Origin of the sequence: Ruminococcus sp. NATIVEDY160 (assembly GCF_045819885.1) — a bacterium.
Classification (GTDB): Bacteria; Bacillota; Clostridia; order Oscillospirales; family Acutalibacteraceae; genus Ruminococcoides.
On record NZ_CP162391.1, the window covers coordinates 283,464 to 303,257 of the forward strand.

13 protein-coding genes are annotated in these 19,794 nt (G+C 53.1%); 12 read left to right on the forward strand and 1 reads right to left on the reverse strand.

Annotated features, from left to right (window positions below; genetic code table 11):
• Positions 1-5: 5 nt before the first annotated feature.
• Positions 6-1,454, forward strand: a complete 1,449-nt coding sequence (locus AB1I49_RS01425) for a TrkH family potassium uptake protein (RefSeq protein WP_316619725.1) — start codon at positions 6-8, stop codon at positions 1,452-1,454.
• A gap of 50 nt (positions 1,455-1,504) precedes the next feature.
• The gene (locus AB1I49_RS01430; protein WP_407721210.1) at positions 1,505-2,500 is read left to right on the forward strand and encodes an FAD:protein FMN transferase; all 996 of its coding nucleotides are present in this window, start codon (positions 1,505-1,507) and stop codon (positions 2,498-2,500) included.
• 108 nt (positions 2,501-2,608) lie between these two features.
• Here AB1I49_RS01430 and AB1I49_RS01435 read toward each other — a convergent pair whose 3' ends face one another.
• The gene (locus AB1I49_RS01435) at positions 2,609-4,075 is read right to left on the reverse strand and encodes a UDP-N-acetylmuramoyl-L-alanyl-D-glutamate--2,6-diaminopimelate ligase (protein ID WP_407721211.1); all 1,467 of its coding nucleotides are present in this window, start codon (positions 4,073-4,075) and stop codon (positions 2,609-2,611) included.
• Positions 4,076-4,578: 503 nt separating this feature from the next.
• On the opposite strand from AB1I49_RS01435, the gene AB1I49_RS01440 reads away from it, so the two are divergent.
• The 10 genes from AB1I49_RS01440 to tuf all read left to right on the forward strand — a co-directional run bounded on the left by AB1I49_RS01440 (position 4,579) and on the right by tuf (position 19,790).
• Positions 4,579-5,907: an extracellular solute-binding protein gene (locus AB1I49_RS01440; protein ID WP_201427056.1), complete on the forward strand. Its 1,329-nt coding sequence runs from the start codon at positions 4,579-4,581 to the stop codon at positions 5,905-5,907.
• A gap of 209 nt (positions 5,908-6,116) precedes the next feature.
• Positions 6,117-7,628, forward strand: a complete 1,512-nt coding sequence (locus tag AB1I49_RS01445; RefSeq protein WP_201427057.1) for a carbohydrate ABC transporter permease — start codon at positions 6,117-6,119, stop codon at positions 7,626-7,628.
• On the forward strand, positions 7,625-8,485 hold the full coding sequence (locus AB1I49_RS01450) for a sugar ABC transporter permease (RefSeq protein WP_201427058.1): 861 nt from the start codon (positions 7,625-7,627) through the stop codon (positions 8,483-8,485). Before AB1I49_RS01445 ends, AB1I49_RS01450 begins: the two co-directional genes overlap by 4 nt.
• 246 nt (positions 8,486-8,731) lie before the next feature.
• On the forward strand, positions 8,732-10,330 hold the full coding sequence (locus AB1I49_RS01455; protein ID WP_407721212.1) for an alpha-amylase family glycosyl hydrolase: 1,599 nt from the start codon (positions 8,732-8,734) through the stop codon (positions 10,328-10,330).
• Between the two features lie 325 nt (positions 10,331-10,655).
• Positions 10,656-13,559, forward strand: a complete 2,904-nt coding sequence (locus tag AB1I49_RS01460; protein WP_407721213.1) for an acyl-CoA dehydratase activase — start codon at positions 10,656-10,658, stop codon at positions 13,557-13,559.
• A gap of 42 nt (positions 13,560-13,601) precedes the next feature.
• On the forward strand, positions 13,602-14,912 hold the full coding sequence (locus AB1I49_RS01465; RefSeq protein WP_407721214.1) for a 2-hydroxyglutaryl-CoA dehydratase: 1,311 nt from the start codon (positions 13,602-13,604) through the stop codon (positions 14,910-14,912).
• A gap of 334 nt (positions 14,913-15,246) precedes the next feature.
• Entirely contained in the window at positions 15,247-15,663 is a 417-nt protein-coding gene (gene rpsL, locus AB1I49_RS01470) for a 30S ribosomal protein S12 (protein ID WP_216523903.1), read from the forward strand.
• A gap of 167 nt (positions 15,664-15,830) precedes the next feature.
• Positions 15,831-16,301, forward strand: a complete 471-nt coding sequence (rpsG, locus tag AB1I49_RS01475; RefSeq protein WP_316609822.1) for a 30S ribosomal protein S7 — start codon at positions 15,831-15,833, stop codon at positions 16,299-16,301.
• A gap of 45 nt (positions 16,302-16,346) precedes the next feature.
• Positions 16,347-18,443, forward strand: a complete 2,097-nt coding sequence (fusA, locus tag AB1I49_RS01480; RefSeq protein WP_316609820.1) for an elongation factor G — start codon at positions 16,347-16,349, stop codon at positions 18,441-18,443.
• A 144-nt stretch (positions 18,444-18,587) separates the two neighbouring features.
• Positions 18,588-19,790 carry an elongation factor Tu gene (gene tuf, locus AB1I49_RS01485; protein ID WP_407721215.1) on the forward strand — a complete coding sequence of 401 codons (1,203 nt, stop codon included), beginning with the start codon at positions 18,588-18,590 and terminating at the stop codon, positions 19,788-19,790.
• Positions 19,791-19,794 lie beyond the last annotated feature (4 nt).

Here is a 19,794-nt window from a genome sequence, read left to right on the forward strand (position 1 = left end):
TGGTTATGAATAAAAGATTGATTGTCTATATCCTCGGCTGGGTTCTGATAGTCGAGGGCGCGGCAATGCAGCTGTGCACCGTAACCTCAATTATTTACGGAGAACACGAGGCGCTGTACTTCCTCGGCACGGGTATTGTCAGCGCGGTTCTGGGCGTGCTCGCCGTCAAGGTGAAAAAGCCGAAGAACATGGTGCTCTACCAGAAGGCAGGCTTCTGCGCGACGGCTCTGAGCTGGATCGTGCTCTCGCTTGTCGGCGCAATGCCGTTCTTCCTCAGCAGAGAGATACCGAACTACATCGACGCTCTGTTTGAGACCATCTCGGGCTTCACCACTACGGGAGCGACGATCCTCGTCGAGGTCGAGCGGCTCAGCCACGGAATGCTGATGTGGCGCAGCCTGATGAACTGGCTGGGCGGCATGGGTGTAATCGTGTTCCTGCTCGCGCTTATCCCGAAGCTCGGCGGTCAGCAGAATATCTATCTCATGCGCGCCGAAAGCCCTGGACCTATTGTCGGCAAGGCGGTGCCCAAGATGCGCCACTACGCCGCTATGCTCTACGGCATCTACTTCGGACTGACGATGCTGGAGATGATCCTCCTGCTCTGCGGCGGCATGGAGTTCTTTGACGCGATAAACACCAGCTTCGCGACCGCCGGCACAGGCGGCTTCGGCGTGAGAAACGCGAACATCGCCGCCTACGACACCTACTATTTCCAGACGGTTATCGCGGTATTCATGATGCTGTTCGGCGTGAATTTCTCCGTGTATATCCTGATAATAACGCGTAAGTTCCTGCAGGCGGCAAAGATGGAGGAGCTGTGGTTCTACCTCGGCTTCATCGTTCTGTCGACGGTCATAATCGGCATCAATATCATGCCTCTCTATCCGACCGCCTACGATGCGTTCCACCAGTCGTTCTTCTACACCTCGTCGATCATAACGACGACGGGCTTCGGCATAGGAGACGTCAACCACTGGCCGATGCTCTCGAAGTCGATAATAATGTTTCTGACCTTCCTCGGAGCGATGGCAGGCAGTACGGGCGGCGGCTTCAAGGTCGCGCGATTGCTCCTGCTCGCGAAGGAAGCTAAGAAGGAATTCCTGCTTCTCGTTCACCCGCGGAATATCCGTCAGGTGAAGATGGACGGCAAGACCGTCGACCACAACACGATGCGCAGTACCTCTGTGTTCCTCGTCGTGTACATGGCGATTTTTGTCATCAGCTTCATTCTGGTTTCGATCGACGGAAAGGGCTTTGTGACGAGCTTCACCTCAGTCGCGGCTACCCTCAATAACACGGGTCCGGGTCTCGGCGACGTAGGCCCCGTCGGCAACTACACGTTCTATTCGCCTTTCGCGAAGTGCGTGCTGTCGTTTGATATGCTCGCGGGCAGACTTGAGCTTTATCCTCTGCTCCTTCTCTTCGCGCCCGCGGCGTGGAAAAAGTCATAAATCTGAGATAATTATGGGCGGGCATATGTCCGCCCTTTTTTGAAACTGATATGAAGAAAGTAATCTGTATTCTCTTTTGCCTCATGCTTTTCTCGGGGTGCGGCTATTCGAATGTCGCGAGCGAGAGCTTTGAGAGCATGGACACCTTTATGAAAATCGATATCTACGGCAGCGCCGATACCGCCGCCGAGATCCGCGCCGAAATCGAGAATCTTGACAGCCTTCTCTCCGCGCAGGACGACTCAAGCGAGATCGGCAGGCTGAATAAAATCGGCAGCGCGGAGTTTTCCGAGGATACCGCCGATCTGCTCTCTCAGGCGCTCGAGCTGTGCAAGGACACAGACGGCGCGCTGGATATCTCGGTCTATCCGCTCGTCGAGGCGTGGGGCTTCATCGACAAAAACTACCGCATACCCGGCGAAAGCGAGATAGATGACCTGCTAAAAAACACGGACTACCGAAAAATCACCCTCTCAGGCGGCAGGGCTTATCTCGGGAGCGGAATGAAGCTCGACCTCGGAGCCGTTGCGAAGGGCTACGCCGCGGACAAGGCGGTCGAGCTTATGAAGCAAAACAACGTCAGAGCAGGGATCCTCAACCTCGGCGGCACAGTCGCGGCGGTGGGAGAGAAGCCGAACGGCGAGAAATGGCGCGTAGGCATCTGCGACCCCGAAAACACGGCGGCGTACTTCGGCTCGGTCTCGGTCAGCGGTAAGGTAGTCGCGACCTCGGGCAGCTACGAGAGGTATTTTGAGCAGGACGGCAAGCGTTACTGCCACATCATCGACCCAAAGACAGGCTGCCCGACAGATAACGGCACGGTGTCGGTGACGGTGATTTCGGACAGCGGAACAAAGAGCGACGCTTTGTCGACGGCGCTGTTTGTGATGGGAATTGACGGCGCGAAGGAGTACTGGCGCAGTCACACCGATTTCGAGTTCATTCTGCTCGACGAAGAAAATACCCTCTGGCTCACCGAAGGGGCAGAGGCGGCGTTCAGAATGAATAAGGATTATGAATATAATATGAAAGTGATAAAGGCATAAAGAAAACGGCTTCCGCACGGAAGCCGTTATTTAGTTGAAAGTTGAAAATTGAAAATCGGAGCGGAGCGACCCTTAATTTTTCATTTTCCATTTTTCATTTTCAATTTATCAAAGTCCTTCTTCTTCGATAATCTCCGCGATAAGCTCGCGCTCGTCCATGTGGTATTTCACGCCCTTGATCTCCTGATAATCCTCGTGACCCTTGCCCGCGAGGACGATGATATCTCCGTCCTGAGCGTTGAGCATGCAGTAGCGGATAGCTTCCTTGCGCTTGGGTACGACGACGTACTTGCCGTCGGTCTTGTGCAGTCCGACCTCGATGTCCGCGATAATGTCCATCACGTCCTCAAAGCGCGAGTTGTCCTCGGTGATCACGCTGAGGTCACTCAGTCTGCCCGAGGTCTCGCCCATTTCGAAGCGGCGCACCTTGGGGCGGTTGCCGCCCGCGCCGAACATGGTTATCAGGCGGTTGGGGTTGTACTGGCGCAGGGTCGTCAGGACGTTTTCCATCGAGAGCGCGTTGTGGGCGTAGTCTATCAGCAGAGAATAGTTGCCGGGAACCCTGACGGGCTCGACTCTGCCCTTGACGTGGGCGATTTTCAGACCGTCGAGGATAGCCTTGTCGTCGATGTCAAAGAACGATACCGCGCTTATCGCCGCGAGTGCGTTGTATGCGTTGAACTTTCCGGGGACTCCTACGTCGGGCGAGAGGGTTTTAAGCCCTTCTGTTTCGAAGTGAACGCCGATGAAGCCGCCCTCAGAGAGCAGCCTGTCGTTCTTCGCGCGGAGCTTCGCGTTTTCAGAGAAGCCGTAGGTGAGGATATCGCCCTTGAAGTCTGCGGTGATTTTCTCCCAGCTCGGGTCGTCGATATTCGCCGCGGCGTTTTTGCACTGACGGAAAAGCAGGCTCTTGCAGTAGAGGTACTCCGCCATGTCCTTGTGCTCGACGCCGCCGATGTGGTCGTTCGAGAAGTTTGTGAACACGCCGACGTCAAAGGTCATGCCCGCAAGGCGGCTCGCCTTCAGACCGATCGACGACGCCTCGATCACGAACGCCCTGCAGCCCGCGTTGACCATGTCGCGCATAGCCTTCTGGATTTCGTAGGATTCGGGAGTGGTGTTGTCGGTTTTTCTCGTTTCGCCGCCGAATACGATTCCGAGGGTGCCTATCGTGCCTGTCCTGATGCCCGCAAGCTCAAAAATCTGAGCGATCATCGCGGTGGTGGTCGTCTTGCCCTTTGTGCCGGTGATCGCGACGGTCTTGAGCTCGCGCTCGGGGTAACCGAAGAAGGTGCGGCTCATCAGCGCGAGAGCGAGGCGTGTGTCGGCGGTTTTTACAACAGCCACGCCGTCGGGAATCCGGGCGTCGATGTCATCGCTGACGATCAGCGCGGCTGCGCCCTTGTCAATGGCGGAAGCGGCGTATTTGTGGCCGTCTGCGGCTGCTCCCTTGAGCGCGACAAAGGCGGTGCCGTCACTCACCTTCCGCGAGTCGTAGATGAGGTCTTTGATATCGGGATTGCCGCCGCGGACGACGGTGTATTCAACGTCTTTGAGAAGGTCGTACAGCTTCATGAAAAAATCTCCTTTGTTGTTTTGGTTCAGATCGGGCGTGTCTCACAAGCGAGTGCCCTGAGCTGTAATTATTATACCAGTATTAGCTGCCAATTACAACCTCAGGCGGCGAAAGCGCAAGAAATTATAAGTCATGCAAGATTGGTTAATTTTCACTAAAAAATCCGGCAAAATTTTTAGAGCCGCTGAAAAACCGCCCCTGCGAAGGGCTCAAATCGTGCTTTTACCTTAAATAGAGAAACGTCGATTGAGCAGTATGCACAAGAGGTCAACAGTAATAATGCACAAAATAGAATCATATAATTTGTTTAAATGAGAAAATTATCAAAAATGTCGGGTTAATTTAAACAAAAATTTAGTAAAGTTTTAACAAGTTAGTTAAAAATTACAAAACCAGTTGCAATTTGCTCCGCTTTTTGATATTATTTAATTAGTGAAGCGGACTGCCCTTTGTGCAATTTGCTCCATCGAAAAAATATTTTTTTTGAAAGAGGGAAATTCCAATGAAAAAGATTCTCGCCATTTTATTGGCAGGCATGATGACCGCAACAGTTTTTGCCGGCTGCGGCGGCGGTGGCAACACCGAGAGCGGCGGAAGCGGATCAGACACTCAGAGCAGCTCCGATGACGGCGGCGCTGAGGTTAAGGACGCTAACCTTGTAGATGTTTCCGTATTCGGCGACGAGGACAACATCTCCCTGAAGGTATGGGCTCCCGATAAGGCCGTATCTCTTGTAAAAGAGCAGATCGAGGCCTTCAAGGCTGCTTATCCCGAGAAGACATTCACAAAGATCGAAGTTGTAGCACAGGGCGAAGGCGACGCGGGCACACAGCTCATGAACGACGCTTCCACCGCTGCTGACGTATTCAGCTTTGCATCTGACCAGCTCAACAAGCTCGTTGACGCTAAGGTTATCGCTCCCGTAGCGTTCGCCAAGGCTGTTACAGACATGAACTCCGAGGCTTGCGTTACCGCCGGTACTCTCCAGGATACCCTTTACGCTTATCCCGAGACCAACGATAACGGCTACTATCTCGTATACGACAAGACCGTTGTTTCCGACGAGCAGGCAGGCAAGCTCGAGGACGTTCTCGCTGCTTGTAAGGAAGCCGGCAAGAAGTTCATCTTCAACTGCGGCAACGGCTTCTACGGCTGCACATTCGCTTTCACCGCCGGCGTTAAGATCGACGGCCTCGAGGAAGACGGCGTAACCCAGAAGTTCACAGATTATGACGAGGCTGAGGCTGTCAAGACTCTGCAGGCGTTCTCCAAGCTCATGCACGAGTACAAGGGCACATTCACCTCTCTTGACAACGCTCAGGTAGCTTCCGGCTTCTCGACCGGTACACTCGGCGCAGGCGTTGACGGTTCATGGAACACCAACGCTGACCAGGATGCCCTGAAGGACAACTTCGGCGCAGCCAAGCTCCCCACCATCAATGTTGACGGCACCGACAAGCAGCTCATCTCGCTCTTCGGTTATAAGTACATCGGCGTTAACGCTGCTTCCCAGTTCCCCGCAGCAGCTCAGGTTCTCGCATACTACCTCGCAGGTGAGACCTGCCAGCAGCAGAGAGCTGAAAAGCTCGGCTGGGGTCCCTCCAACAAGAACGTACAGGGTATGGACGTTGTAACAAAGAGCGCTGTTCAGCAGGCTATCAAGCAGCAGTCCGAGAACGCTTGCGTACAGGTTAACATCGCTCCCACATTCTGGGATCCGATGGGCAACCTCGGCAACAAGCTCGTAGCTGACGACACCGATCCCGACGACGCGGCTTACTTCTCCAAGCTCCTCAAGGACACCGTTGCCAACGTACGTGACGAAGGCTAATCGCACAACAAACATCTGAATATTTTATTACCCGGAATTAAGCTTCGGGGTGCTGCTCTGCGGTGCCCCGAAGTGCCGGCTGATTTACGTTTTCGACTGCACCAAACGAATAATGTTTTATTATGGGAGAAAACGTAATAGAATATTATTAGTTTGGTGTATACCCGTAATAAAAGAGAGATTTTCAAATTATTCAAAGGAGAGCTTATATGACATTTGTTGAATATAAAATGCTCAATCCTTTCCAGAGGTTTGCTTACAACTTCAAGAAGGTTCTCAAGTCAATTCCCAAATCGGTGGGACGTTTCTTCGTTGGCATCGGCAAGGCCATCGTGAAATTTTTCACCGGTATCGGCAAGGGCTTCAAGAACTACGGCACCACCTTCGCAAAGGGTGACTGGGCGACTAAATTATCGTATTTGATCTTTGGCGTGGGCGACCTGCACAAGGGTAAATACTACAAGGGTATCCTCTTCTTCATTACCGAGGTGCTCTATATTCTCTACATCACACTCTTCGGCTGGCAGTACATCTCCAAGTTCGGTACCCTCGGTACCGTACAGACTTCCATGCAGAAGGTCAACGGTATCCCGAAGCAGGTATTCGGCGACAACTCAATGCTTATCCTGCTTTACTCCGTACTTACCATCGTTATCACGGTAGTTGTATTCGCCATCTACATCGCAAATATCAAGGACGCATATAAGCATCAGGTAATGAGAGAAAACGGCGAAAAGCCCACCTCTCTCAGACATGACGTCAAGGAGTTCCTGGACGGCAAGTATCACATCACACTTCTTTCTTTCCCCGTGCTGATGATCGCTGTTTTCAACATCCTCCCGCTCATCTTCATGATCCTTATCGCGTTCACAAACTACGACAAGCAGCACATGCCTCCCGGAACCCTGTTCACATGGGTCGGAATGGACAACTTCGGCTCGCTCTTCAACCTCGTTGAGGGCGCCAAGAAGGGCAAGACCTTCATTGAGCTGACAGGTTGGACGCTCCTCTGGGCGGTTCTCGCTACCTTCACAAACTATATCCTCGGTATGATCGTCGCTCTGATGATCAACAAGAAGGGTATCAAGTTCAAGGGTCTCTGGAGAACTCTCTTCGTTATCGCTATCGCGGTTCCCCAGTTCGTATCCCTGCTTCTCATGAACCAGATGCTCCAGGTCAACGGTGCTATCAACGTTCTTCTGACCGATATCAGCCACCTGTTCGGCGGAACGGAGACGATAGAGATCCAGTTCCTCAACAGCACGACCTTCATGGCACGTGCGACGGTTGTAATCGTCAACATCTGGGTTGGTATTCCTTATACCATTCTTTCAATGTCCGGTATTCTGATGAACATTCCTGAGGATCTTTACGAGTCCGCGCGTATCGACGGCGCTACTCCCGTCAAGACCTTCACCGCCATCACTCTCCCGTACATGATTTTCGTTACCACACCTCAGCTGATCACCACATTCGTCGGCAATATCAATAACTTCAACGTTATCTACCTGCTGACAGGCGGCGGTCCCACCACGCAGGATTACTATCAGGCGGGTCGTACCGATATCCTTGTTACATGGCTGTTCAAGCTGTCCATGGATACCCAGGACTACGGTCTCGCGGCGGCAATCGGTATTCTCGTATTCATTGTCTGCGCGACTATCTCGCTGATCGTATACAACAACTCGAAGTCTATGAAGGATGAGGAGGCGTTCTCATGATAAAAAGCTATAAGTTCAGAAGACGCATTGCTAACTTCTTCATCTATCTTCTCCTTGCGATCCTCGGTATTATCTGGGTATCACCGTTTGTATACCTGGTTATGCACTCCTTCCGTGCTGAGTCAATGACTACGGTTCCGTACCTCATTCCTCACGAGTGGACGTTTGACAACTACATCAAGCTCTTCACAAGCGCGGGTTCTTCATCGATCAACTTCCCCAGATGGTTCATTAACACCTTCGTAGTAGCTATCTTCAGCTGCATTATCTCCACGATCTCCGTTCTGGCTGTTTCCTACACCTTCAGCCGTCTGAGATTCGGCGCTCGTAAAAAGCTGATGAATGTAGCCATGATCCTCGGTATGTTCCCCGGCTTCATGACCATGATCGCTATCTACTACCTCCTCAAGGCTATGGGTCTTAACCAGAACCTTATCGCTCTCGTAATCTGCTACAGCTCCGGCGCAGGCCTCGGCTTCCAGATTTCAAAGGGCTTCTTCGACACCATTCCGCGTGCTCTCGACGAAGCCGCTACAATCGACGGCGCAACAAGAAACCAGATCTTCTGGAAGATCATTCTCCCGATGTCAAAGCCTATCGTAGTTTACACCGTACTGACCTCCTTCATCGGTCCGTGGTGCGACTTCATCTTGGCTAAGATCATCATGGGCGATAAGCGTGAGCTGTACACCGTAGCTATCGGTCTGCAGTCCATGGTAAGCGCCGAGTTTATCAACGAGTATTACAAGCAGTTCCTCGCGGGCTCCGTAATGGTTGCTATTCCGATTACAACGCTCTTCCTCATCATGCAGCGCTATTATGTAGAAGGCGTAACCGCGGGCGGCGTAAAGGGTTAATTCTCTTTATCGAACTCATATGCTCTTACGGGTGGCAGTCTTCGGCTGCCGCCTCTTTTTATTTCGCGTTTTTTATTTCGCGTTTTTTATTTCGCGTTTTTTATTTCGCGTTTTTTATTTCGCGGACTATGGGTTCGATGAAATCAAGCTGCCCGTTTACGCGGGAAGTGTTCATCAGACTCATACCAATCCCATTTCTTTGACAAAGGAACGATAAAACTCAACTCTGATATACGGGGTGTTTCTATGAAAAAAATTATTTCCCTTCTATTGTGCGCGCTGCTGCTCGCGTCAGCCGTTCTTTCGGGCTGCAGCGGCGACGTTATGGACAGCCGCAAGGCGGAAGCGTCCAAGGACAAGTACCGCAACTTCTATGAAATCTTCACCCAGTCCTACTGCGACTCCGACGGCGACGCTATAGGCGATCTGCAGGGAATCATCTCACAGCTCGACTACCTCAACGACGGTGATCCAAATACGGGCGAGGATCTGGGGATCGACGGCATCTGGCTCACCCCGATCATGCCGTCGCATTCCTACCACAAGTACGACGTTGAGAATTACTACGACATCGACCCCGCCTTCGGCACGCTCGAAACCTTCGACACCCTCGTCGGGGAGTGCCACAAGCGCGGAATCAAGCTGATAATTGACCTCGTGCTCAACCACATCTCCTCGCAGAACCCGCTCTTCACACAGGCGGCGATGGAGGTCGTCGACGGCAACCTCGACGGCAACGCGAAGTATTTTGAGATCCACAAGAAGGACTATTTCAGCCCCGACACACAGGTCGTTGCCCTCGGCGACTACGCCTGCGAGGCGAATTTCTCCCAGTCCATGCCCGAGTGGAACCTCAACTCCGAGGCGACCCGCGAGGAGTTCACCAAGATAGCCAAGTTCTGGCTTGACCGCGGCGTTGACGGCTTCCGTCTCGACGCCTGCAAGTTCTACACCAACAAGGAAACAAACGGCGAGGAGTTCCTCGAGTGGTTCGTAAAGACCTGCCGCGGAATCAATCCCGACGTTTACATCGTCGGCGAGACTTGGTCGGGCGATGCGGACATCGAGGAGCTGTACAAGAGCGGCATCGACAGCCAGTTCGCGTTCAAGTACGCCACCACCTCAGGCACGATCGTCGAGTTCATGAACACCCAGAAGGGCAAGGCTCTCGTTTCCAAGGTCAGCGGCTACGATGAGAAGATGCGCAAGGCTAATCCCGACGAGATCAACGCGATGTTCCTCTCGAATCACGACCAGGTGCGCATCGCAAACGCCCTCGAGTCGAAGGGTCTTGACTACGAAAAATTCGCCGCCTCGGTCTATATGCTCTTCCCGGGCAACTCTTTCACCTACTACGGCGAAGAGATCGGCATGACCGCGCCGAACCCCTCGGGCGACGCGAATTACCGCACGCCGATGGTTTTTGACAGCGACGATATGCCGAAAATCTACGTACAGGGCGCCGGCGACACCTTTGAACCTCCGACAAACGGCGGCGTTAAGCAGCAGCTCAAGGACAAGGATTCGCTGCTCAATTTCTACCGCAAAATAATCAAGGCGAAGCTCCAGAATCCCGAAATCCAGCGCGGCAGGGTGGTATCGACTCCCGATATGGGCGACGATACCGTCGGCGCGTTCAGCACCGAGTACGACGGAAAGCAGGTCATGGTGCTCCACAACTTTGACGCGGAGAACTCAAAGCAGCTCACGATCACAGACGAAATGCTCAAGTCTCCCGAGCTCGTCGCAGACTTGTCAACAGGCAAGGAAAAGGCGAGCCTGAGCGGTACCGAGCTGAAGCTCCCGGCGCACTGCTCGGTTATCCTGAGAGTCAAGGAAGCGTAAATATTTTATTATTCCGAGGTCTGATGAAAACTCAGACCTCGGTTTTTTGTGTTGTCGGAAAATGTACAATTTAGTATAAAAATGTATAAAATCCAAAATTTGACCGTTGTTCCTTTTTGTCAATGATGATATAATCATTAATATAGGCGCATAATTCGAAAATAGAATTATAAAACGGCGAAAAAGAATTATAATAAATTGATTATGGATTATTTTAGGGTTTTTTATCGCTTCTTGTCGAATTATGTCGGGAGCTTTCTCGGCGAAGAAACCCGCGCATAAAATTATCAAGGCAATACCGCGATGAGGTTTAGGAGGCGGACTTTTGAGATTAGGACTTGATATCGGCTCGACCACAATAAAGTGCGTCGTGCTTGATGAGGACAACAAGCTGATTTACAGCACATATGAGCGCCATTATTCCCAGATCACCGACAAAATCGCCGAGCTGCTCGACCGCGTCCGCCGCGAGATCGACGGAGCGGATAAGGCTCTTGTCGCGCTTTCGGGTTCCGCGGGAATGGGCGTCGCCCAGGACTGCGGCATCGACTTTGTTCAGGAGGTTTACGCCACCAGAGTCGCGGCGAATACCTTTATTCCGGGCACGGACGTTGTGATTGAGCTCGGCGGCGAGGACGCGAAGATTCTCTTTCTCACAAACGGTCTCGAGGTGCGGATGAACGGCACCTGCGCCGGCGGTACGGGCGCGTTTATCGACCAGATGGCGACCCTGCTCAACGTCCCTCTCGAGGAGATGGACGACCTCGCGAAGCAGTACGAAAAGACATACACCATCGCCTCGCGCTGCGGCGTGTTCGCGAAAACGGATATTCAGCCGCTGCTCAACCAGGGCGCGCGCAAGAGCGACATCGCGGAGAGCATCTTCAACGCAGTTGTCAGCCAGACCGTCGCGGGACTCGCGCAGGGCAGAGAGATCGAGGGACAGATCGTCTACCTCGGCGGCCCGCTGACCTTCATGAGCGAGCTTCGCAACTGCTTTGACCGCACCCTCGGCACCAAGGGCATCTGCCCCGAAAATTCACTCTACTACGTCGCCTGCGGCGCGGCTCTCTGCGCGGAGCAGCCGATCGACTTCGACGCTGTCATCGAGGCGGTCAAAAACTACCACGGCTCGGGCAACTTCGCCTTCAATCAGCCGCTCTTTATCAGCAAGGGCGAGTACGAGAGCTTTTGCCTGCGCCACTCAAAGGCGGACGTAAAGCAGAAGGAGCTCAAGGGCTACAAGGGCAGGGCATATATCGGAATGGACGCCGGCTCAACCACCGTCAAGGGCGTAGTGCTCAACTCCGACGGTGAGATGCTCTACTCAAAATATCTGCCCTCAAAGGGCAACCCCGTCGAGATCATCAAGGCGTTCCTCGAGGAGGTCTACGCGATCAACCCCGACCTCGACGTCGCATCGTCCGCGGTCACGGGCTACGGCGAGGACATTATCCGCAACGCCTTCGACGTCGACTACGGCATTGTAGAAACAATAGCCCACTTCACGGCGGCGAAATATTTCATGCCCGACGTCGAGTTCATCATTGACATCGGCGGACAGGACATCAAGTGCTTCAAGATCCACAACGGCGCGATCGACAACATCTTCCTCAACGAGGCATGCTCCTCAGGCTGCGGCAGCTTCCTGCAGACCTTCGCGAACGCCCTCGGCTACGGCATCGAGGAGTTCTCAAAGCTCGGTCTGTTCGCAAAGCGTCCCGTAGACCTCGGCTCGCGCTGCACGGTATTCATGAATTCAAGCGTCAAGCAGGCTCAGAAGGACGGCGCGACCATCGAGGACATCTCGGCAGGTCTGTCGCTGAGCGTTGTCAAGAACGCATTATATAAGGTTATCCGCGCCTCAAGCCCCGACGAGCTCGGAAAGAAAATCGTTGTTCAGGGCGGAACCTTCCTCAACGACGCGGTGCTCCGCGCGTTCGAGATGGAGATGGGCGTAGAGGTTGTCAGACCGAACATCGCGGGTCTGATGGGCGCTTACGGCGCGGCTCTCTACTCCATGAAAAAGTCAAAGGGTACGGGCAGGAGCAGCCTTGCCGACGCTCAGGCGCTGCGTGACTTCGTCCACGAGATAAAGGTGACGAACTGCGGCCTGTGCAACAACAACTGCCGCCTGACGGTCAACTCCTTTGGCGGCGGAAGAAAGTTCATCGCGGGCAACCGCTGTGAGCGTCCGATCACAAAGAAAGCGCCCGCTACGGGCATGAATATGTACGAATACAAGCTCCGTCTGCTCGAGACCTACCGCCCCGTCGAGGGACTCCGCGGCAAGCTCGGTATTCCGATGGGACTGAATATGTTTGAGCTGTACCCGTTCTGGTACCGCTTCTTCACGGAGCTGAAATTCGAGGTCGTGCACTCGCCGTTCTCTAACCGCAAGCTATACCAGCGCGGTCAGCAGACGATTCCGAGCGACACGGTCTGCTTCCCGGCAAAGCTGATGCACGGCCATGTGCAGACGCTGATCGACGAGGGAATAGAGACGATTTTCTATCCCTGTCTGTCCTACAACTTCGACGAGCACCTCGGCGACAACCACTACAACTGTCCCGTCGTTGCCTACTATCCCGAGGTTATCCGCAACAACATGAAGGACGTCAAGAAGGTCAACTTCATCAAGGAGTACTTCGGAATCCACCGTCCCAAGGACTTCCCCAAGAAGGCTTACGAGAGGCTGAGCTTCTATTTCCCGGACATCACTCTCAACGAGGTGAGAGTCGCGGCAAAGAAGGCGTATGAGGAACAGGAGCTTTACCGCGCGAAGGTTCAGGCGAAGGGTGAGGAGATCATCCGCAAGGCTGAGCACGAGGGCAAGAAAATCTTTGTGCTTGCGGGCAGACCCTACCACATCGACCCCGAGATCAACCACGGTATCGACAAGCTCATCGCGGGCTTTGACGTTGCAATCGTCAGCGAGGACGTTGTTTCCTCACGCGTCGACCGCTTCCACACGGGCGTTCTCAACCAGTGGACGTACCACTCGCGCCTGTACGCGGCGGCTAAGTACGTCACCACGCGCAAGGATATGGAGCTTATTCAGCTCGTGTCCTTCGGCTGCGGCGTAGACGCGATCACCACCGACGAGGTAAGAGAGATCCTCGAGGAAAAGAACAAGATCTACACACAGATAAAAATTGACGAAATCACAAATCTCGGCGCGGTCAAGATCCGTATCAGGAGCCTGCTCGCCGCGATCGATAACGATTAGTTGTTAAATACATCACGACCAACCGATACAGAAGGAAATCTTATGGCAGATTTGAAGTATGACAAAAAAACAGGGCGGCTGCTCTTTACCAAGCAGATGAAGCGTGAGTACACAATCCTCATGCCGAACATGGCGCCCATACATTTTAAAATGCTCAAAAACGTCTTTGTCCACTACGGCTACAAGGCGGAGCTGCTCGAGACCACAGGCCCCGAAATCGCGCAGACAGGTCTGAAATATGTCCACAACGACACCTGTTACCCTGCGCTGCTCGTAATCGGTCAGTTCATTCACGCGCTCCAGAGCGGCAAATACGACGTGCACAAGACCGCGCTGATGATCACCCAGACAGGCGGCGGCTGCCGCGCGTCCAACTACATCTTCCTGCTGCGAAAGGCGCTCAAGAAGGCGGGCTTTGAGTTCGTGCCCGTCATCTCGCTCTCGTTCGGCATGGAGAAGAACCCGGGCTTCTCGCTCTCGATACCGCTCATCAGGCGCTTCGTCGGCGGACTCGTCTACGGCGACCAGCTCATGCTCCTCGCAAACCAGATCAAGCCGTACGAGGTCAACAAGGGCGAAACGATGGCTCTTGTCAACACGTGGAGCGACCGCCTCGCGGATATGCTGATCGAGGGCAAGGGCTACACCCTTGAGGAGATCGACGAGACGCTTCACAAGCTGACCAAGGATTTCTCAAAGATTCCCGTGAACCGCGTGCCCAAGGTAAAGGTGGGCATCGTCGGCGAGATCTACGTAAAATACTCCAAGATGGCGAACAATGGTCTTGAGGAATTCCTCGCCGAGCAGGACTGCGAGGTCTGTGTGCCCGGTCTTATGGGCTTTGCGTCGTTCAAGGTCGACAACCGCATCGAGGACTACAAGATGTTCGGCGGCAACCGTCTCAAGTATGAGTTCTGCAAGGCGCTGCTCGACTACGTCACCAAGCTCGAGACCCTGATGGTAGAGGCGGCAAAACGGTTCAACTTCGTTCCGCCGCACCAGTACGCCCACACTAAGGAGCTTGTCAAGGGCGTTATCGGCTACGGCAGCAAGATGGGCGAGGGCTGGCTGCTCACAGCGGAGATGATCGAGCTCGCCGACACGGGCTACGAGAACATCGTCTGCACACAGCCGTTCGGCTGCCTGCCAAACCACATCAACGGCAAGGGCGCTATCCGCAAGATCAAGGAGATACGCCCGAACGCTAACATCGTGACCATCGACTACGACCCCGGCGCGCCGAAGGTCAACCAGGAGAACAGAATAAAGCTTATGCTTGCTGTCGGCAGGGAAGAGCTTCAGAAGAAGCTCGCCGCCGAGGGTGAGAAGAAAGAGGATAAAGCGGACGCGTAATGCGTCCGCTTTTTGGGTTACAGGAAACTTCTCTATCCCGCCGTTAATGAATACTTGGGAAAACGGACGTTTCCAAAGGCGGGCGAGGGTGCCCACCGGCACTTTATGGTTTAAAAAGCCGCCTTTCGGGGAATAATTGCCATTGATAGGTGCAATGCGCCGAAAATGGCACAAAACTCAGCAAAACCCGAAAAAAACCTTGACAAAAAGGCACTTCGTAGTTTATAATAGTAAATCGTGGAGCATTCTATAACTGCGCCCTTTTATAGGTGAGGGCAAAGAGGAGTGCGAAGCGAAGTTTATCAATTCCACTAAATTTGAAAGGAGGAAAAACATGCCTACATTTAACCAGTTGGTACGTAAGGGCAGAGAGGTTTCTGAAAAGAAGGCAAAGGCTCCTGCACTTCTGAAGGGCTGGAACTCCAAGAAGAGAGTTGCTATCAACCAGAACTCCCCCCAGAAGAGAGGCGTTTGCACCGCTGTCAAGACAGCTACCCCCAAAAAGCCTAACTCCGCGCTCAGAAAGATCGCCAGAGTAAGACTTTCTAACGGTATTGAAGTCAGTTCCTATATCCCCGGCGTTGGCCACAACCTTCAGGAGCACAGCGTTGTTCTTATCCGTGGCGGCCGTGTAAAGGATCTCCCCGGTGTGCGTTACCACATCGTCAGAGGTACCCTCGACGCGCAGGGTGTCAACGGACGTATGCAGAGCCGTTCCAAGTACGGCGCTAAGCGTCCCAAGAAAAAGTAAGAGTCTGACGAGCTCTTAACAGGAATTGACAAAACTCTTTTGACTTAATAATTTAAGTTCTGCTATGCGGCAGGCGTTCTATATATAAGGGCGTCTTGTTGGCATACGGGAGTTTGTCGCTTTCGAGTACCTATGATATCTCAATTATTGTGAAGGAGGGAAGCAAAGTGCCAAGAAGAGGTTCTATTGCTAAGCGTGACGTATTACCCGATCCGCTTTATAATTCAAAATTAGTAACCCGTCTTATCAACAACATCATGTACGACGGCAAGAAGGGCGTTGCCCAGAAGATTGTTTACGGTGCATTCGATATCATCGCCGATAAGACAGGCAACAACCCGCTTGAGGTTTTTGAGCAGGCAATGGAGAATGTAATGCCTGTTCTCGAGGTTAAGGCCCGCCGTGTCGGTGGTGCCACCTACCAGGTTCCTATGGAGGTAAGACCCGAAAGACGTCAGACACTCGGTCTGCGTTGGATCTCTACCTACTCAAGAGCCAGAAGTGAGAAGACCATGAAGGAAAGACTTGCCGGTGAGATCATGGACGCTGTTAACGGCGCCGGCGGCGCGTTCAAGAAGCGCGAGGATACTCACAAGATGGCAGAAGCCAACAAGGCTTTCGCTCACTACAGATGGTAATCCGGTATTTCGGATTGTTTGGAGTAACGATTATAGGAGGATTTTATGCCAAGACAGGTATCACTTGAACAGACAAGAAACATCGGCATCATGGCTCACATCGACGCCGGTAAAACTACCACAACTGAGCGTATCCTGTACTACACCGGCGTAAACCATAAGATTGGCGAGACCCACGACGGCGCTTCCACAATGGACTGGATGGCGCAGGAAAAAGAGCGCGGTATCACCATCACCTCTGCTGCGACCACCGCTTTCTGGGAAGGCAGTAAGCACCAGTACAAGAAGCACAGAATCAACATCATCGACACCCCCGGACACGTTGACTTCACCGTTGAGGTTGAGCGTTCCCTGAGAGTTCTTGACGGTTCTGTTACGGTTCTCTGCGCAAAGGGCGGCGTTGAGCCTCAGTCCGAGACTGTATGGCGTCAGGCCGATAACTACGGCGTTCCGAGAATGGTTTACGTTAACAAAATGGACATCATGGGTGCAGACTTCTACCATGTTGTTCAGATGATGAAGGACAGATTAAAATGTAACGCTGTTCCCATTCAGCTGCCCATCGGCGCTGAGAGCGATTTCACCGGTATCATTGACCTTGTTACAATGAAGGCTGAGATCTATCACAACGAGGACGGCACAGATTACTCGGAGGAGGAAATCCCCGAGAACATGAAGGAGCTTGCCGACGAGTACCACGAGAAGCTCATCGAATCCGTTGCGGAGCTCGACGAGGAACTCATGGAGAAGTACTTCGGCGGCGAGGAGATCACCATTGACGAGATCAAGACCGTGATCCGTAAGGCTACCATCGATAACACAATGGTTCCCGTAACCTGCGGTTCTTCCTACCGCAACAAGGGCGTTCAGATGATGCTCGACGCCGTTATCGACTACATGCCCGCTCCTACCGACATTCCCGCTATTAAGGGTACCAACCCCGAAACCGACGCTGAGGAAGAGAGACCCGCTTCCGACGACGAGCCCTTCGCGGCGCTCGCGTTCAAGATCGCTACCGACCCCTTCGTTGGTAAGCTCTGCTTCTTCCGCGTATATTCAGGTAAGGTTGACGCAGGTACGACCGTATTCAACTCTGTCAAGGGCAACAGAGAGCGTCTGGGCAGAATCCTCCAGATGCACGCCAACGACAGAAAGGATATCGAATGCTGCTACAGCGGCGATATCGCGGCTGCTGTCGGCCTGAAGAACACCACCACAGGCGACACACTCTGCGACGAGAAGCACCCGATCATCCTCGAGTCCATGGAATTCCCCGAGCCTGTAATCCGCGTTGCCATCGAGCCCAAGACCAAAGCAGGTCAGGAGAAGATGGGTATCGCTCTTGCGAAGCTCGCTGAGGAAGACCCGACCTTCAAGGCTTACACCGACGAAGAGACAGGTCAGACCATCATCGCAGGTATGGGTGAGCTCCACCTTGAGATCATCGTAGACAGACTTCTCCGCGAGTTCAAGGTAGAGGCTAACATCGGCGCACCCCAGGTTGCTTACAAGGAGACTATCCGCAAGGAAGCTTCCGTTGACGAGAAGTACGCCCGTCAGTCAGGCGGTAAGGGTCAGTACGGTCACGTTAAGATCAACGTGTTCCCGAACAAGGACCACGGCTACGAGTTCGTCAACTCTGTTGTCGGCGGCGCTATTCCCAAGGAATACATTCCCGCTGTCGATCAGGGTATCCAGGGCGCTATGCTCAGCGGCGTTGTAGCAGGCTACAATGTTGTTGACGTAAAGGTTGAGCTGTACGATGGATCCTACCACGAGGTAGACTCCTCCGAAATGGCGTTCAAGATCGCAGGTTCAATGGCGTTCAAGAGCGCAATGAAGAAAGCCGATCCCGTTCTGCTCGAGCCCATCATGAAGGTCTCCGTAATCACTCCCGAGGAGTACCTCGGCGACGTTATCGGCGACCTCAACTCCCGCCGCGGCATGATCCAGTCCATGGAGGCTGACAACGGCGTGCAGAGAGTTACCGCACACGTTCCGCTTTCCGAGATGTTCGGTTACGCTACCGACATGCGTTCCAAGACACAGGGCCGCGGTCAGTACGTAATGGAGCCCGACACCTACGCCGAGGTTCCCAAGAATATCGCCGAGAAGATCATGAGCGACCGCAAGAAGGACTAAAAACGGCATAGCATTGAGGTGCTGATGACCGCGACCTTCAAAAAAAATCACTTTGGGTATTGATTTTTATATAAAAAATTGGTACAATAATTTAAAATATATTGTAAATGATTCCATTTACAAATACTAAGGAGGAAATTTCCAATGGCAAGAGAAAAGTTCGAAAGAAATAAGCCGCACGTTAACATTGGTACTATCGGCCACGTTGACCACGGCAAGACCACACTCACCGCTGCAATCACAAAGGTTCTCAACCTCGAGGGCGACGCTGATTTCGTAGATTACGCGAACATCGATAAGGCTCCTGAGGAGAGAGAGCGTGGTATCACAATCAACACCGCTCACGTTGAGTACGAGACCGCTAACCGTCACTATGCTCACGTTGACTGCCCCGGCCACGCCGACTACGTTAAGAACATGATCACCGGTGCTGCGCAGATGGACGGCGCTATCCTCGTTGTTTCTGCTGCTGACGGTCCTATGCCCCAGACCAGAGAGCACATCCTGCTTTCCCGTCAGGTAGGCGTACCCTACATCGTTGTATTCATGAACAAGACTGACCAGGTTGACGACGAAGAGCTCCTCGAGCTCGTAGAGATGGAGATCCGTGACCTCCTCAACGAGTATGAGTTCCCCGGCGACGACACACCCATCATCAAGGGTTCTGCTTATCTTGCTCTTACCAGCGACTCCAAGGACCCCAAGGCTCCCGAGTATGCTTGCATCCACGAGCTCATGGCTGCTGTTGACGAGTTCATTCCTACTCCCGACCGTAAGGCTGACCTTCCCTTCCTTATGCCTGTCGAGGACGTATTCACCATCACCGGTCGTGGTACTGTTGCTACCGGTAGAGTTGAGAGAGGCCAGATCAAGACTTCCGAGTCTGTTGAGATCGTAGGTCTTACCGAAGAGAAGAGAACTGTTGTTGTTACAGGTCTTGAGATGTTCAGAAAGACTCTGGACTATGCTGAGGCCGGCGACAACGTAGGTGTACTTCTCCGTGGCGTTCAGAGAACCGAGATCCAGAGAGGTCAGGTTCTTGCAAAGCCCGGCACCATTCACCCCCACACCAAGTTCCGCGGCCAGGTTTACGTACTGACCAAGGACGAGGGCGGCCGTCATACTCCTTTCTTCAACAACTATCGTCCCCAGTTCTATTTCAGAACCACTGACGTAACCGGCACCATCTCCCTTCCCGAGGGCGTAGAGATGTGCATGCCCGGAGATAACGTTGAGATGGACGTTGAGCTTATCACTCCTATCGCTATCGAGGTAGGTCTCCGCTTCGCTATCCGTGAGGGCGGCAGAACTGTAGGCTCAGGCGCAGTTATCGCTATCAACGAGTAATTTT